We start from the raw sequence: 15,704 nt of genomic DNA, 5'->3' as shown, positions 1-15,704 counted from the left end.
GGTGAAGGTCTATTTTTATGTATTTTCACAAGGGAATATACTTCTCATATAAATTTATCTTCAAAACTAAAAAACATAAACTACATTTGAAGATAAATCCAAATTTTCAAATGACAAACCATTACAAAGACCCGTAGTGAACTACCCGCCACTTAACATCCTTACAAACTGTTTGAAGTAGCAGGTTCTTGAGAACTAGTTACTTTTACTAGCTATCTATATTTACCAAGCTATAAGGGCAGTTCCTGCCCCTATAGAAAATACCAATTACATGGCTAGTTTTAGCAAGTTGATACTTGCGTTTATATTCCTGTCGTGTTGACTATTACATTTTGGACAATTCCATTCGCGAAGGCTGAGATTTTTCACATTTTTATTTTTATAACCACAGTGGGAACATAGTTGGTTATTTGCATAATTCTTAGGTGTGATTATCAAATTACGACCTTTCCATACAGATTTATAGTCAAGATATTATCTGAATTTAGCCCAAGATACTTCACTAATTGCTTTAGCTAACTTGTTATTCTTTTGCATATTCTTCAATTTTAGATCTTCAATCACAATTACTTGGTTTTCCCTTGTAATTTCGTTACTTATTTTGCAAAGAAAATCATTATGTTGATGAGCAATTTTTTCGTAAAGTCTTGCGACCTGTAATCTAATCTTGTTTCAATCATTTGAACTTTTCTTTTTGCGTGACAAATAACTTTGTAAAAAAGCTAATCTTTTTTCAATCTTCTCAACCATTTAGGATTTTCATGTTTTGTGCCATTAAACAGTATTGCAAAGTCTTTTAAGACTACATCAATACCAACTTTTATGTCGACTTTAGAAAATAGTTGTTCATGTTCTTCCACTAAAACCGATACAAAGTATTTATCAGTAGGTGTTTGAGAAATCGTGACAGACTTAATCCATCCTTGTAGCAATCTGTGTTGTTTAATTCGTACCAGGGTCTTTAAAATTTTGATATCTTGAGATAAGCGTTTTCAATACAGACTGTTCCCTTTTAATTACCCGTTGTATAGCTTCGATGATTATCTTTCTTGCTTTTGAATTTCGAGAATCCAACGGATTTATCACGAAAAAAGTTAACATATGCTTTGTTCAGGTTTAATTGGGCATTAGCTAGCGCAAGACTATCAATTTCTTTTAGAAACGGGAAGTTAGCTTTATACTGTGCATGTGTAAGATATTTGATAGATTTATCCTTCAATATTTTTTAATTTGGAAGGATATTTTCATCTTTACATGAAAATATATATACTTTTTTTCTATTTATAAGAGATATGATTTGTTCATAAATCAATAAAGAGTAAGATTATAATTAAGAGTTAGAAATAGTAAGTTTTAATTTCTATATTCACAATATAATCCTTTAAACTAAAAAAACTCTCTATTTATTTAATTTATTATTATTTAACATATATTTAGAAGGGATGATGAAAAATGTCAGGATTAGACGAATTATTTTATCCGGATAACGCTAACCGTAAGAATAGAGTAGAACAATTAATGGCACAATGTGCAGATTTAACTAACGAAATTGCGGACAATAAAATAAAGATTGATAAACTACTAGAAATGGTTAACAAAACCACTAGAGAAGCATATGAAAATATCGGAATAAAAGATATTCAATACAAAAAAGTTGAACTTACTCCAGATTGGTATGTAACTCTTCCTAAAAGTTTAAGTATGATGAGTGTTTCATTAGTTTCTTATAGAGGATTTTCGATATTAGCAAATAAATTAGCAATATCAGCTTTATTAAAACAAGGAAGAATTGGTGAAGCTGCACTTAGTAAATTAGTTGGTTTACCGAAATGGTTTAAATTCGGTTCCAAAGTAGGATCAGCAGCTGCCAGCGTTATAGTGACTGTTGGAATTGAATCAGTGATTGACGCTATATATGGAGCAGATGTAAGGGGTAAATTGCAAAGTGCAATTAATGAGTTAGCTAAACCTCGAATTGAGTTGACGTATATAAAATTACTTTCTGAATATGTAATAACTATATTAACTGGAATTGAAACTGAGATTAAACGAATTAAAAGGAAGGCAAAAAAGCATAAATGGACTAAAGAGAGACTTGAAGAAGAACTAAATGATGCAATAGATGATGCTCGTGACACACTAGAAGAGACGAACGATAAACCAACTAGAAAAAAAGCTTTAAACGATTTGAAACAAAAAGATGAGATACTTCACGCTTGGACTAATGAAGATCCATCTGATCAAAAAATAAATGAAATTGTTGACGAATTGAATAAAAAAGATAAAAAATAAGAAGATAACATGGTTAAAAACAATAGACCACTTTATTCATTTTTGTCCATATAATAAAGTGGTTTATTATTTTACTTTATATATGAAAAAAATTTTATGGTATTAAGAGATATATTAACAACTTTGATTAATAATGGGATGAAAGGATGAGAAAAATGTCAGGATTCGACGATTTATTTTATCCAGATAATGAAAATCGTGAAAAGAGAGTACAACAGTTAATGAATCAATGTTCAGATTTAACTAATCAAATTAGAAGTGATGAGAAAGAAATTGATTACCTTTTTCAAAACAATGATTCAATTATTAAAGAAAGGTTTAAATATAAACTAGTACTAGGTATTCCTGATAAAAAATTTGATTCACCAAAAAATTCTGCGGATGATGTTCTAAATTATATTTTAGGTGTAATCCCTGGTGCTATTGCGGGAGCTAATAAAAGAAACTTATATCAAAAAGCAATTAAAGAATTAGTGAGAATTCGTATTGAATTAAAATATATAGAATTAAAGACTGTTTATGATAAAGAAGTTATTAATTTAGTTATAAAATCGGTTAGTCAAATTAAAAGGAAGGCCCAAAAGCATAAATGGACTAAAGAAAGACTTGAAGAAGATATCCAGGAAACTATTGAGGACACTATTGAAACGGCACAAACAATAAGTTTAAAACCCTCTAGAGAGTTAGCTGTAGATAAACTAAAAGAACTTGATGAAAGTCTTGTAGCTTGGGTTAATGAAGATCCATCTAGCCAAGAAATTGTTAGAGAATTGAATGCATTAGATGGAGTATATAAAATTATTTCGCTTTTAAATAATACAAGTGTTTTAGATTTTTCTCAATCAGATCATAATGTAGTTTTATGGAATGACCATGATGGCGAAAATCAAAAGTGGAAATTCGAATACAATGTAAATCAATCAGCATACCAAATTAAAAGTCTAATAAATAAAAATTTTGTTTTAGCCTGGAATGACTATGATGGATCAAATAATGCGTTTGTTACAGAAAATCAATACAAAGAAGAACATTTTTGGGTTTTAGAAAAGGAAGAAGATAACAATTATATTATTAAAAATAAAAAATATCCAAATTTAGTAATAGACGTTGATAATGCTAGTGCTAACAATGGAATAAACATAAAAGTGAATCAGCAACACGGTAAATATGAATTGCTTATTAATGCTCAAAAATTCAAATTAGCAAAGTGCTATTAATATTATAAAAGTATATGAAAAATTAACTACTGGATTTGAGTTAATTTTTTGAAAAGAAAAAAATCAACTTTAGCCATTTTTTCAGCTAAATATCCTATTACTTACTTGATTTTATAACCAATGATATTATGAATTCGCTTACGGTTATAAAATCCATTAACGTATTAAAATAGGACTAGATTTTCCAGTTCAAATATGGAATATTTTATACGATAGACTTCTTCTTTCTTTAAAATGAAATAAAGAGACTCGATATAAGCCTTTTTATATGGAGAATCTTTTTTTGTTGAAAGAGATTTTTATGTTGTAATTTGCGAGTCAGGGTTGAAATTTTTATATTTCAATAATATTTGATGAATTTTAGTACAGAAATACTCCCCACTATCCTGATGAATCATTTTCTGGATGAACTCTTTACTTTCACGACTGCGTTTTGACTCTGTTTTGTGCTGAAAGTGGTGATGTGATTCTCACTATTCCAAAAGTTAGGCACATCATATGAACAGAGTTTGTTTCTTTTTAACAATCTATAAATTGATGTAGTGTTACCGCCACATCACTACCAAGGTAACAAAACAAAATTCCTCTAAAATAAAAAAATACGCTATTCTTTCTGTAGAAGCATCGACATAAGTACTCATCAGTCCCGAGGGAATGAATCAACGATTTAATAAATCAGCCGTTCAACTTTTACAACACGTATTAGCTGAACTAATAAACCAAAAATTAGCCTCATCTATGCCGCTTTCTTCTCCGTTTATTTCTGTTTTCAAGCGTATTTGTATTTTAGATTCAACCGTATTTCAATTCCCAGATTCTTTTTTATTTGTTTATCCAGGGGCAGGAGGATGTAGCCATACAGAGGAAATAAAGATTCAACTTGAGTATGATTTATTAAGTGGAAAGTTCCTTCATATTCATACAAGTCCAGGTAAACAACATGATCGAACCTACGGTTCCCTGTTTGTACCAACTGTAACAGCGAATGATTTATGTATCCAAGATTTAAGTTATTTTCATTTGAAAGATCTTCAACATATACAAGATAAAAAGGCTTATTAAATCGAATACACGTATTTATCAAAAAAATCCTACCCCTGATTATTTTCAAGATGGCAGAATCAAGAAAGGTACAGAGTATATCCAGATAGATATGGAAGTTTTAATGAACTCGCTTCAGCCGGGACAGACATGTGAAATACCCAACGCTTATGTAGGAATGATTGATAAAGTCCCAACTCGTTTGATTGTTCATCGACTAACAAAAGAACAACAACAAAAACGATTACAAAATCAAACTGTAAGAGAAAAAAAGAAAGGAATGAAGTATTCTGCTCGTAGTAAACGACTTAGCAGTATCAATGTATATATGACAAATACCAATCATGCAATTGTCCCGATGGGACAATTGCATGATTGGTATTCTTTACGTTGGCAAATCGAGATTATATTTAAAACATAGATGGACTTTGTTAATAATTCGTGGCGAACACCGATTTTACGAAGCATTTGATAACGTGTAATGTCTTTGGATGCTCCAGATAAAACTTTAAACATTAAACAACTTGCCATACTGTAGAATAGAGAATACCCAGAGTATTTACTAGATAAATCCCACTCATCTTTTACATTTTTATATTTAGCTAGTTGTAACTCGTCAATTTTTCTCCATTCTTTTTTATATGTTAGAAAATCATTTGATTTTTCAAGTAATGCAACGCCCTCTTTACCTGATAGATCATCATACATTTTTGATTTATGATTTTAATATTATGATCTGGATGAACATAATCAGGTTCAATTATACGTAATCCTTCATTCCACATTTGTGGCATTTCTTTTACACCAATCTCTGGTTCTACATTTGTTCCTGAAACAGCTCCTACTGGAAGCCCTTAGGTAATCTGTTTAAATTCACCTGCATTTTCTAGGCCTTGACCAATTCGTACTATCGAACGATTCTGCTCTAACTCTTCCTTTAAGTAGTAAACAAATTTTTCATCTACCTTATAACGATACGTATTTATCTCGTTAAATGTAATACCCGCTAGTATTTTCTTTTCTTCTGCGGTTGGATTATGAATTACTACATCATAATGATTAAAACCATCTACTTTAAGCATAACATCATTCTTAAATGCCATACCGCCAGCAATTGCCCCAGCCCCAAGTGCAACTAACATAGTAACCACTTTAGTTAGGCTATTAATACGGAAGTTTAACTGTGCAAAAGTAAAGGCATTCAGTCCTTTTTCACTACGTTTTTTATTACTCTTTAACTTTTTAATAACGAGCGGTAGGAATGCTCCAAATAACATGTAAGTTCCTGATGTTAACGTGATTAATGCAATAACAATCCCCTCTTGCTTTAATTTATCCATATCAATCATGGAAGCATAACCGATTACTAACAACATAATGGCTAACACTGCAATAACAACTGTTTTCGCTCCTCCTACAGATGTACGTTCTGTTTTAGAACCTGAATGAACAAGTTGTAAAACTGTAATACGTGATAGTTTAATACTGTTTAATAGCGCTGATAATGCAAATAATACAAAAAAGAAAAGACAAGACAAGTAACAATTACCGATGGAACATAAAGTGCTTGATAACCACTGGCAGTAAAATCAAGCTGTTTCATTAGTAAATGACCAACCCCTTGGGATAGGCCAACACCAATCATAATCCCTATTACAAGAGATACAACCCCTAATATCACTGTTTCAAAAAACATAAGCATTGTTACCTTATGTTTTTTTGCGTCTAACATCATATACATACCGAACTCTTTTTGACGGAGTGATAATAAGAAAGAATTTGCATATAAAATATAGAAGAAGGTAATAATCGCTAGTAAGACTGCACCTGCATGAAAGACGAAAATAATAGGCCCAGTGTTGAATTTGCCTTAAGAAAAGATTCATTAAGTGCTAGCGTTTGGAACATATAAATAATAGAAATCGGCATGATAAGACCAACAAGTAAAACAATATAATCTTTAAGCTTACTTTTTAGACTTGACATAGATAGTTTAAATAACATTCTTTCACCTCCGTTTTTATGCTTTTTGTGTACCTAAGTCTGCCAATACATTTAATATTTCTTTATAGAACAATTCACGATTAGTCGTACGGTGAAGTTCCTTATATAGCTCTCCGTCTTGAATGGATAAAATACGTTGACAGTAACTTGCACTAAATGGATCATGGGTAACCATCATAATAGAAACATCTTGTTCTTCATTTAAGCTTTTCATTGCATCTAAAAGACTAGTTGCATTTTTAGAATCAAGAGCTCCTGTTGGTTCATCTCCTAAAATTATTGCAGGCTCATGTACAAGTGCACGAGCTGCGGCAGAACGTTGTTTCTGCCCACCTGATACTTCAGCTGGATATTTTTGAAGGATTTCTGAAATGCCTAACATCTCCGCTACCCTTTCTACCTTCGGTCCAATTTTACGTGATAGAACACCTTGAAGTGAAAGTGGCAGAGCAATATTTTCATAAATCGAAAGGTTTTCCAATAAATTAAAATCCTGGAATATGAACCCTACTTTTTTACAACGGAAATCAGAAAGTTCTCCTTGCTTCATTTTTGTAATATCTGCACCTGCAATTTCAACATGCCCACCCGTTGCATTATCTAATGTTGAAATTACATTTAATAACGTTGTTTTCCCTGAACCTGATGGCCCCATAATTCCAACAAATTCACCTTCACGAATGGAAAATAATACACCTTTTAATGCATGTGATTGGCTTTTCCCTTTCTTACAGTACACTTTTTGAATGTTTTTACGTCTACAACTGGGGTATTCATAATTCTATCCTCATAGGCTTTATTATTTCCTTCTACTTCTACATAATTTGCCATCAATTAACATTACATTTATCTTACACTTTTGTAATATACCAAATATCATCTATAATAATTTAATACATATTATTTTTCGGGGGACATTTTTAAATTTTTATCCCATAAGAAACACTATATCCCCATGAATTTAAGGTTTTAAAGTACCAAAATAAATTTTTTCTCTATTGTTATTTATAGAGATTTAGCTCTAATGAATTTAGACCACAACCAGTCCTCTAATTTATTGCACTTAAATCTTTACTGTTCTTGTAATTCTTTTTAATATATTTTCATCAGAACTAAAAATCTATCTAAAAAGGATGTTATTCAACAAATTTATAAGTCAGCTTTATTTTAAATTATAACGCTCTACATCTTTAGGTATATTAGAATCTCGCTTTACGCCTTCTTTGTTTTTTAGTACTATGGTTAAAGAATTCAACCCTACCGTTTTGTGAATTACCGTAAGTTTTATCTTTTCTCCAACAGAAGACGCCTTCCTCAAAAATGTGAAGGTGTAAAACACCAATTTTGGGTGGGAGATGAATGTCAATAGTCGTAAGCCTACGTTTTTTGTGTAATAAAGAAAGCATACAAGAAAGTAAGGTACAATCCGTGTTAATCAATAAGACATATAAATTTCGCATTTATCCAAATCAAGAGGAACAAGTCTGACTTGCGAAAACGATTCGTTAAAGTCGTTTTGTATTTAATTATTTCCTTGCTATGTGGAACAATGCTTACAAAGAAACACAGCGGACATTAACCTTTCCTTCTTGCTCCGCCGAGCTCACTCAATAAAACAAGCAGGATGATACGATATAGTTAAAAGAAGTAGATAGTATTACGCTTCAATCCGTATTGAAACATCTAGTAGATGCTTCCTCACATTTTTTCAAGAAACAGAACGATTATCCACGATTCAAGTCCAATCTTACACAATGAAACAAACAAATGGTAATATTGCTGTAATAGGCAATCGAATGAAAATCCCTAAAGTTAGGCTTGTGAAGTTTGCATAGAGCCGTGAGGTAAAGTGACGTATTTTGAGCGCTACTGTTAGACGGAATCCAAGTGGTAAATACTTTGTATCTTGTTAGCTGAGACGGATGTAAAGAATTACCCACAACAAGCTCTTCCGTTGGAATTACTGTGGGATTAAATAAAGTATTTTGCTATTCTTTCAGATAAACATACATACAAAAAACCTAAATTCTTTCGTACATTAGAAAAAAGATAGCAGAAGCACAACGTATCCTTTCTAGAAGAACGAAGGGTTTTTCTAACTGGAACAAGCAACGTATGAAAGTGGCACAAATCCATGAACATATTACAAATACAAGAAAAGATTACTTGGATAAAATCTCTATTGAAATCATCAAAAATCACGATGCAATTAGTATTGAAGATCTACCAGTAAGTAATATGCTGAAAAACGGTAAACTTGCTAAATCAATTAGCGAATTATCTTGGTTACAATTCCGAAATATGTTTGAATACAAAGTAAGATAGTATAGGAAACAGTTCTCAACCGACAGATATAACATTAGGGATTGGAAGGATTATCGTAGTATGTATTTGCGGTATAATTAGCTTATACTTCTTCATTTAGAATATTGTAAAAGGTATTAAAGTGATTAGATTATAAAAAAGTATGACAAAACAAACACCAAATATCTTAACTAAGAGAGGTTTGAGTGCTTATTTAGATTCTGTTACAAAGTTTCACAAAAGATAGACATAGATCAGCGTGTATGACTAAATATTATACAGCCACTAGTAATTTGAACTGTTTCCCTCTAAAATATCCTATCTGTACTTCTCCTCATATTCTTTTCCGAAAGCGCTGCTTAGTTTAGAAAACTTGGCAACAAAACCCAGATAACTATTTTTCGTGATAGGTTGGTTATCCGTCAGTTGTCCATTTTCCAACAACAGCACTCTTACTTACTCGTAGCGTGAACTGCATCACCTGATAATGTACGATCTACTAATATATCTTCCTTAATTTCTGTATGTGCTGGAATGTCTTTCGCAGCCAGTACGATTTTGGTTGGCTTAATCGCATTCTCAATGGAATAATAGTTATAGCTGTAAATACCAGCTACGATAGCTAAACAGACCACTACAATCTTTTTCTATTGAAACTTAGATGGTTTCAAATTGTTTTTCCTCCCTTGTCTAGCTTTAAACATAAAAAAGACACACCAATGGCTGATAATATGCCCTCAGTGTGTTCGTTTATCTAATATATATATAATATCAATTAGTACATAATATTAAATGTATTACATTCATTTACGATAATTATATCTACAAATTAAAACAGTCAAGTCTTTTTTTCAAAATACAAGTATACATGAAAAAAACTTGTCAAAAATATTAATACTATGAACCTTACGGATTCCTAATTTTTGAATTAAAAAATTGAAAATCCCTAATTAATATCTCACATTTTCTTTTAATAACTCAATAATTACATATAACTATACCCAATAACTATATATAAAGAAAATGATTAAAAGACAAAAAAAGCTTATGTAGCAAGGTTTTAAAGAGTAATTCCACATTTCACATTCATATTGTACACAGAACTCACAAACAGTTTAAGATATTACCCTCAATCACACAATCCTATATTCATACTCTTCACAAATCACAAGTTAAATATTATAGTAATCACATTTCAACAAATTATGTATCGAATCGTATTACTTCTAAATAAAAATGGAAGTAATGTACTTAGTACTGCAAGAGATTTGTATTTCTGAAAATTAAAAATATACCCTTGCAATTGAGTGAATAACCTTTGTTATTCACTCAATTTTTAACAAGGACCTTGAACTACTCACCACTTAACATTCTAACGGACTGCTGGTATCGTTCTGTTTTTGACTGAATTATTCATAATAAGGTCGTGTCGTTCTTCTACAGAAAGACGCTACACTTTAAAGTCAGCTCGGGCTTCTATACTGAATGCGCATAAACGCTGGTACAGAGAATATATCTATTTCTTTTATGTACGATTTCTCTTGATCTAGTGCATAAGTCATCGCATATATAAAAGCAACTCATTTTGTTTTCTTTTGCCGGTAAGTAATTCGCGATATCTTCGAGTTCTTGAACAAAAGCAATCATGATATCCCTTTGCTCTTTTTTAAGTTTGTCCCATGTATTTTAGACGAGAGACTGCTTCTTTTCTAGACTTTGCAACAGCTTTGTAAAGTGCTTTTTTATCATTTTCAATTACACAATTCGCAGAGAAAACAACAGCAAATTTGTCTTACTTACTTTCTCACATGTGTTAATCGAGAAACGTTTGGTTCTTTTTCTTTTGGATTAACGACAGTAAATTGAATAATCGGTTAAAGTATTTCTATGTAATCGCGAACTTTTTTACATTTCGCTTTAATTTTATCTTTTAAGTATTCCATTTTTCTAGTGACCTCGTAATCATGCATACTATGTTTGGTATATTCTATCCTAATCTTTCTTGTAAAAGTGTTTTTTCACTTCTAACAAGAACATGCTCCCTCAATTATCTTGAGCTTTAACTAAACTAGTAAGAATAGTAGTTTGTATAAGGTGAAATGGAATTTGAAAATACGATAACAATATATCAGTATGTCTCGAAGTTTCTGAAGAGGTATGATTATACATTGCACAATCAACAATTTCGTACATTGTACGATTTCCTACTGTTGTTTCTTTCACTAATTTGCGATTTATCCAATTTTGAAATTCTGTGTAAATTGTTGTATATGGAACTCCAATCCCCTCATAAAGATCCATAATTTAGAATTCGTGTGGTGGCATTCCTATATCATTTTATTCAAAATAATGCAATATATAAGTTGCTAGTGCATAATATGGTAATTATCCCCTTTCGTTTTCTAGTTTCAAGATATTTAAAAAACACTCAAAAAACTTTACTCCATGAACTTTAAAGTTCTGTTGGGATAGATTCATTTGCGTACTCATGATTTAGTATACTTCTTCCAAAAAAGCACCTAGAAAGTTTAGAAGCAATTGTTCACTGTAATAAATTAGTTAGCGCTATTTCATTGCGCTGGTGAGCCTTTTTTACGGTTCTTATATTTTACTTTCTAATTATTTATGTTTTTTAAGATTGCAAGTTGATTTTTCTAACATCGTTGATAATTCTCAGGAATACAAATCAAATCTACCGACTCCTACTTTCCACTTTAAAAATCAACAAGAACGAATAGTGTTCTGACGTTCCAATCCAACCATAAGAACGTGTCGAACTACAGAACGGCTCGTTCTGTTATTAACTCTATACCCTTTTTAGTGGATAGTAAAGTTAATAATATGAATTTAAAGGTTTTACAAATGAAAACCAAGTACAGAAATGATTCATTCTCACTTTTAGAGCAATCACTTATTTTTGGAACGAATACCATTCCGACGTTCGTAATTCGTGAATCCCTAACTAGAAAAAGTCATTCTCCTATAATAATAAAAAGATCAGGTACACAATTTTCATGAATACTGTAAGTATAATATTAAACTATATTGGAATATATTCATGAGAATAGTTTATTGAAATGGTTTATATTCTATTATTCTTATCACTAAAAGCATCTTCATAAAAACGCATCCCATTCTGACGTTCTAAAACCACCGTGAAAGTATGCTCAATGTAAGAACGGGTCGTTCTTACATTGAGCATACGAAGTTTTAATGAACGATAAATTACTATATGTACCTCCACAATTCCATTACAAGCTCTATCAAATTGAAAATATCGGAACACTTACCATTCCACCGTTCGTAATTGCAAGTATTGTTACCTAGAATGGGTCGTTTTTTAAAATTAAATACTGATAATACTAGAATCAAAACATTGGAATGGTGTTCGTTCCGTAAGTTTCTCATTAAAAGTATGACCATTTAGTAAGAAATTTATACATGAAATCTATTTTTTTGATAGAATATAAAGGTGGAATTATAGAGTTGTATATTAATTTAAAGGTATTTATTAATTCTTTATATAATATAAGAAATTAATAAGAACGTGAGGAGGTATATGTGAACTATGAACGAGGAACGGTCGAACGGGAGCCAGGACTCCTTAGAAAATGCATTTTGGACAAAAGAAGTTGCCGGAACACTTGGGATCAGTGATAGTTATTTAAGAAAATGGTGCTTAGGTTTAGAAAAAAACGGCTACATTTTTATAAAAGTAAAAGACGGAAAAAATAAAGAGAACCGAGCTTTTACTGAGCATGACATTAAAGCTCTTCAAAAGTTTAAATTATTGCTACAAGAGCCTAAAATGAATCTACCAGCAGTCGCTGAAGTCATTGCTAAAGAGTTCGGTCTGGAAGATAGGAACGGCGGAATGGGTAACGTGCCAAGTCCATTATTCCGTGATAACGATAGAGAGAAGGCTCTTAATGAGCTAAAAGATATTGTTATTAAGGAAATGCAAGATAATATTAAAGAACAAGTAAAGCAAGAATTAAAAGAAGAAATGAAGGAACAATTATCTGCAACTATTAATGAAGCTGAAGAACGATTAAATAAACGAATTAAAGACCATGATGAATTGCTTATGAGGACTATAAGAGAACAACAAGAAACAAAAAAACTATTAGCAGCAGTTAAAGAAGAACAACAGAACAAAAAATGGTGGAAGTTTTGGGGATAAGAACTATTAAAAGCTCTTCTTAATAAGATTCATAACAATCATATTAAGAAACGGCTCGTTCCAATGAAGGTTTAAAAAAGATTTTTTGTAAAGAACGGCAGAACGGGTTGTGTTCCTCTATAAAATTATTAACTTGAAATTATTTTCAATTCATCTTATAAACACTTTATTTATTAAGGAATGGTTCATTATATCAACTGTATACTGAACCATTCCTTATATATTTCAAACTCACAAGGAACGGCGGAATGGCTATCGTTCCTATTAATTATACTAACTATCCTAATAATTTAATAAAAGCAGTAGTCGTTACAACAGGTGAAAAATCAAATGGACATTATCTACAAGAATTGATTGAAAAAAGGAAAGTAACAGGAATGAAAGTTGAAACAATCATTGCTGACACAGATTGTTTAGGGAAAAACAATTTACTTTATACAGAAGAACAAAGCATTCAACTGATTTCTAAGTTAAATCCAATGATTACTCAAAACGGGACGTGCAAAGGGAAAAGGACTTGACTTTAATAAAAGATGCAGGTTTATTTGGCATGCAAATTCAGGGAGCAACGACGATATTCGCTGTCAATCTAAAAAGAATCTTGAAGCTTCTGAATGAAAAAAGGTAATAAATAAACAAAAAAATAAGGCGATTTCTGTTCAAAACTGAACAAAAATCGCCTTATTTTTCTCTATAATGAATTTATTTATAAAAAAACAAGTTTTTCAGTGGCTTCGTAGAATACCGAACTCATGCCCTAAAGGCTGCCTAATGAAACGACCTGTCTAACTTTATGGGGTTAGTTATAAAATGCTACTGCTTTTCTATTAACGCTTCTTAAATGGATTTTTTTTAAGTGTACTAATAATGTTTTTTTCTTCTTCTTGTGGTTTTTCAGGAGTAATTGGTGTCTGGCGTTTGAATGCGGAAGTTTTTCCACCACCAAAGCGTGAAGGGCCTCCAAAACCTTGATTCTTATTGTAAGGATTAAATGTATTCTTCTGTACACGATTAGTAGCAAAGGAAATATCAACTTTTTGTTCATCCTGTCTACGTTGAGCTTCTAATCTTAATTGTTCTTGTTTTTCAGCCATTTCTTTACCTTCTTGAGCAAGAGAAAGATAGCGTTTTGGCATTGTCATACCTGCAAATATTGTGTAGCAAACAGCATAATCATTTCCCCAAATAGGATCACCTAATTTACCTGCAATTTCTTCTAATTTCTTGTATTCTCCTAAAATACTACGAATCTTATTCTCAGTATTTACATCCTTGAAGAAGTCAGCATTTGCTGGTCTTAATACAAACCCACCATACATTGTTGCTGTATCATATTGATGTTCTGCAGAAAAGAAACCGTCATCCAAACTACGTTTAATGCCATTTTCTAAGGAATGCAGGTCAAATTTAGCTATTCTTGCTTTTCCGATAGTCAAAAAGCGTCCTGGCATACTAAATAATTTAATTAAATCAGATGGATCGTATGTAACATTATCAGACCCGTAATTTTCAGGAATTAAGTTTATTTCGTGTAAAGTACTCACGACATTATCATTTGCGACTTCTTTCCAGTTTACGTATCTATTTTTTAATTCTTTAGTTCCTTTTTGTGACTCAATCATATGCTGCATTTGTTTGTTATCATTAATAATTACATTAGCTAAAGGTTTGATGTCAGAAGCACCGAATAAGCGGTCTTGTTCTCTCATAAAATCGGCAATTTCACTTAATAATACAAGTGCATTATTAATTTCATCTGGATCACCTGAAGGTAATGAAATTAACATAGATACTGGACATGGGAAAAATTGCTCACGGATTAATTGTAGTACTAGTGAACCCCAACCAGTTCCAACCCCACCACCTGCTCCTAAACAAATTAGAAATTGATCTACAATTACTTCTCCTGTATCATTTGTAAATTTTCTACCAAGTTCTTGGGAAAATTTATCGATGTAGTAATTCGCATTTGGGTTTACTTCTGCATCGAATAATTCAGTAACAACAGCTGGTGTACGTGCTGCACCTTTTAATCCATCAAAATGAATTCGGTCTTCTTTGGAAATATTATTCAAGTGCATCATATCTGATTCTGCGAAGTTTACAGCTAAGGTTGGGTAACACGCTGTACCGCTTGAAAATTTATAACCTGCAAATAAATCGGCTTCTTTATTACCTTTCTGGCCAGCACCGATAACTCCCCAACGAATACTTACCTCATTAACATCATGTTTATTCGAATGAATATGTTCTAGTTCATTACTGTTCAATAACATGTTCCATTCCTCCTTTATTAATTATTTAATTCTCTAGCTTTTTGTTTAAAATACTCAACTACTGTAATTCCTAAATCGGACAATGTATAGATTTTAGATCTACCCACGCGTGTTTCATTCACATACCCAGTACAATACAGAGCGTTTACAGTCGCGAATACAGTAGGTTTGCTCAAATTTATCATTTCAGCTACAGCAGTTTTATTCAGTAATTGTACATTACCATTATCTCCGACAAATGCCATTAAAACTTGATAAGCACAATCATCATTAGCAATTCTTTCTGCAACTTCATGAACATGTACTTTGATATCAAAATCTCTACTCATAATTTAACTCCCATCTTATGTAATTGAATTTTTGAGAGTGAACACAAAATGCTACTAT

At 31.6% G+C, this 15,704-nt stretch carries 5 protein-coding genes and 10 pseudogenes; 7 read left to right on the top strand and 8 right to left on the bottom strand.

All coding sequences use genetic code 11. The annotated features are described in order from the left end of the window. Window positions 1-267: 267 nt before the first annotated feature. Window positions 268-1,213, bottom strand: a pseudogene (locus DN407_RS32000) (RNA-guided endonuclease TnpB family protein); the annotation flags it as partial. 239 nt (window positions 1,214-1,452) lie between these two features. On the opposite strand from DN407_RS32000, the gene DN407_RS30270 reads away from it, so the two are divergent. Continuing rightward, a complete protein-coding gene (locus tag DN407_RS30270) occupies window positions 1,453-2,292 on the top strand; it encodes a hypothetical protein (protein ID WP_255446572.1) in 840 nt (279 codons plus the stop codon). A 155-nt stretch (window positions 2,293-2,447) separates the two neighbouring features. Then, window positions 2,448-3,509 (top strand): RICIN domain-containing protein, encoded by a 1,062-nt coding sequence (locus DN407_RS30265; RefSeq protein WP_255446571.1) that lies wholly within the window; start codon window positions 2,448-2,450, stop codon window positions 3,507-3,509. 167 nt (window positions 3,510-3,676) lie between these two features. Here the strand turns inward: DN407_RS30265 and DN407_RS32540 are convergent. Further along, window positions 3,677-4,052 (bottom strand): annotated as a pseudogene (locus DN407_RS32540) (hypothetical protein); the annotation flags it as partial. 90 nt (window positions 4,053-4,142) lie between these two features. Between DN407_RS32540 and DN407_RS30260 the strand changes: the two are divergent. Further along, a pseudogene (locus tag DN407_RS30260) lies at window positions 4,143-4,968 on the top strand (IS4 family transposase); the annotation flags it as partial. On the opposite strand, the pseudogene DN407_RS30255 reads toward DN407_RS30260, so the two are convergent. Beyond that, window positions 4,968-6,554: pseudogene (locus DN407_RS30255) on the bottom strand (FtsX-like permease family protein); the annotation flags it as partial. The pseudogenes DN407_RS30260 and DN407_RS30255 sit on opposite strands and share 1 nt — an antisense overlap. Before the next feature lie 16 nt (window positions 6,555-6,570). Next, a pseudogene (locus DN407_RS30250) lies at window positions 6,571-7,331 on the bottom strand (ABC transporter ATP-binding protein). 651 nt (window positions 7,332-7,982) lie between these two features. On the opposite strand from DN407_RS30250, the pseudogene DN407_RS32535 reads away from it, so the two are divergent. Beyond that, window positions 7,983-8,876: pseudogene (locus DN407_RS32535) on the top strand (RNA-guided endonuclease TnpB family protein); the annotation flags it as partial. A gap of 25 nt (window positions 8,877-8,901) precedes the next feature. Next, window positions 8,902-8,979: pseudogene (locus tag DN407_RS33040) on the top strand (DUF4870 domain-containing protein); the annotation flags it as partial. Between the two features lie 297 nt (window positions 8,980-9,276). Here DN407_RS33040 and DN407_RS30230 read toward each other — a convergent pair. Both DN407_RS30230 and DN407_RS32530 read right to left on the bottom strand, forming a co-directional pair. Further along, window positions 9,277-9,499, bottom strand: a pseudogene (locus DN407_RS30230) (Flp pilus assembly protein CpaB); the annotation flags it as partial. A gap of 731 nt (window positions 9,500-10,230) precedes the next feature. Next, window positions 10,231-11,348: pseudogene (locus DN407_RS32530) on the bottom strand (hypothetical protein). A 1,078-nt stretch (window positions 11,349-12,426) separates the two neighbouring features. Between DN407_RS32530 and DN407_RS30220 the strand changes: the two are divergent. Together DN407_RS30220 and DN407_RS30215 are read left to right on the top strand one after the other, a co-directional pair. Then, a complete protein-coding gene (locus DN407_RS30220; protein WP_149217117.1) occupies window positions 12,427-13,041 on the top strand; it encodes a DUF3967 domain-containing protein in 615 nt (204 codons plus the stop codon). Window positions 13,042-13,331: 290 nt separating this feature from the next. After that, window positions 13,332-13,669 (top strand): annotated as a pseudogene (locus DN407_RS30215) (IS5/IS1182 family transposase); the annotation flags it as partial. A gap of 199 nt (window positions 13,670-13,868) precedes the next feature. On the opposite strand, the gene DN407_RS30210 reads toward DN407_RS30215, so the two are convergent. Next, complete coding sequence (locus DN407_RS30210) at window positions 13,869-15,317, bottom strand: FtsZ/tubulin family protein (protein WP_149217116.1); 1,449 nt, start codon at window positions 15,315-15,317, stop codon at window positions 13,869-13,871. 17 nt (window positions 15,318-15,334) lie between these two features. Beyond that, entirely contained in the window at window positions 15,335-15,646 is a 312-nt protein-coding gene (locus tag DN407_RS30205; RefSeq protein ID WP_149217115.1) for a helix-turn-helix domain-containing protein, read from the bottom strand. Window positions 15,647-15,704: the final 58 nt, after the last annotated feature.

The organism is Bacillus sp. JAS24-2, from assembly GCF_008274905.1.
GTDB lineage: Bacteria > Bacillota > Bacilli > Bacillales > Bacillaceae_G > Bacillus_A > Bacillus_A cereus.
Note: the sequence above shows the minus strand (reverse complement) of the source record. Positions and strands in the feature narration are given on the sequence as shown.

Bases quoted from the DNA above. Each gene is read 5' to 3' on its own strand.
- DN407_RS30210 (WP_149217116.1), bottom strand. From the start codon at position 15,317: ATGTTATTGAACAGTAATGAACTAGAACATATTCATTCGAATAAACAT.
- DN407_RS30220 (WP_149217117.1), top strand. From the start codon at position 12,427: ATGAACGAGGAACGGTCGAACGGGAGCCAGGACTCCTTAGAAAATGCA.
- DN407_RS30265 (WP_255446571.1), top strand. From the start codon at position 2,448: ATGTCAGGATTCGACGATTTATTTTATCCAGATAATGAAAATCGTGAA.
- DN407_RS30270 (WP_255446572.1), top strand. From the start codon at position 1,453: ATGTCAGGATTAGACGAATTATTTTATCCGGATAACGCTAACCGTAAG.
- DN407_RS30205 (WP_149217115.1), bottom strand. From the start codon at position 15,646: ATGAGTAGAGATTTTGATATCAAAGTACATGTTCATGAAGTTGCAGAA.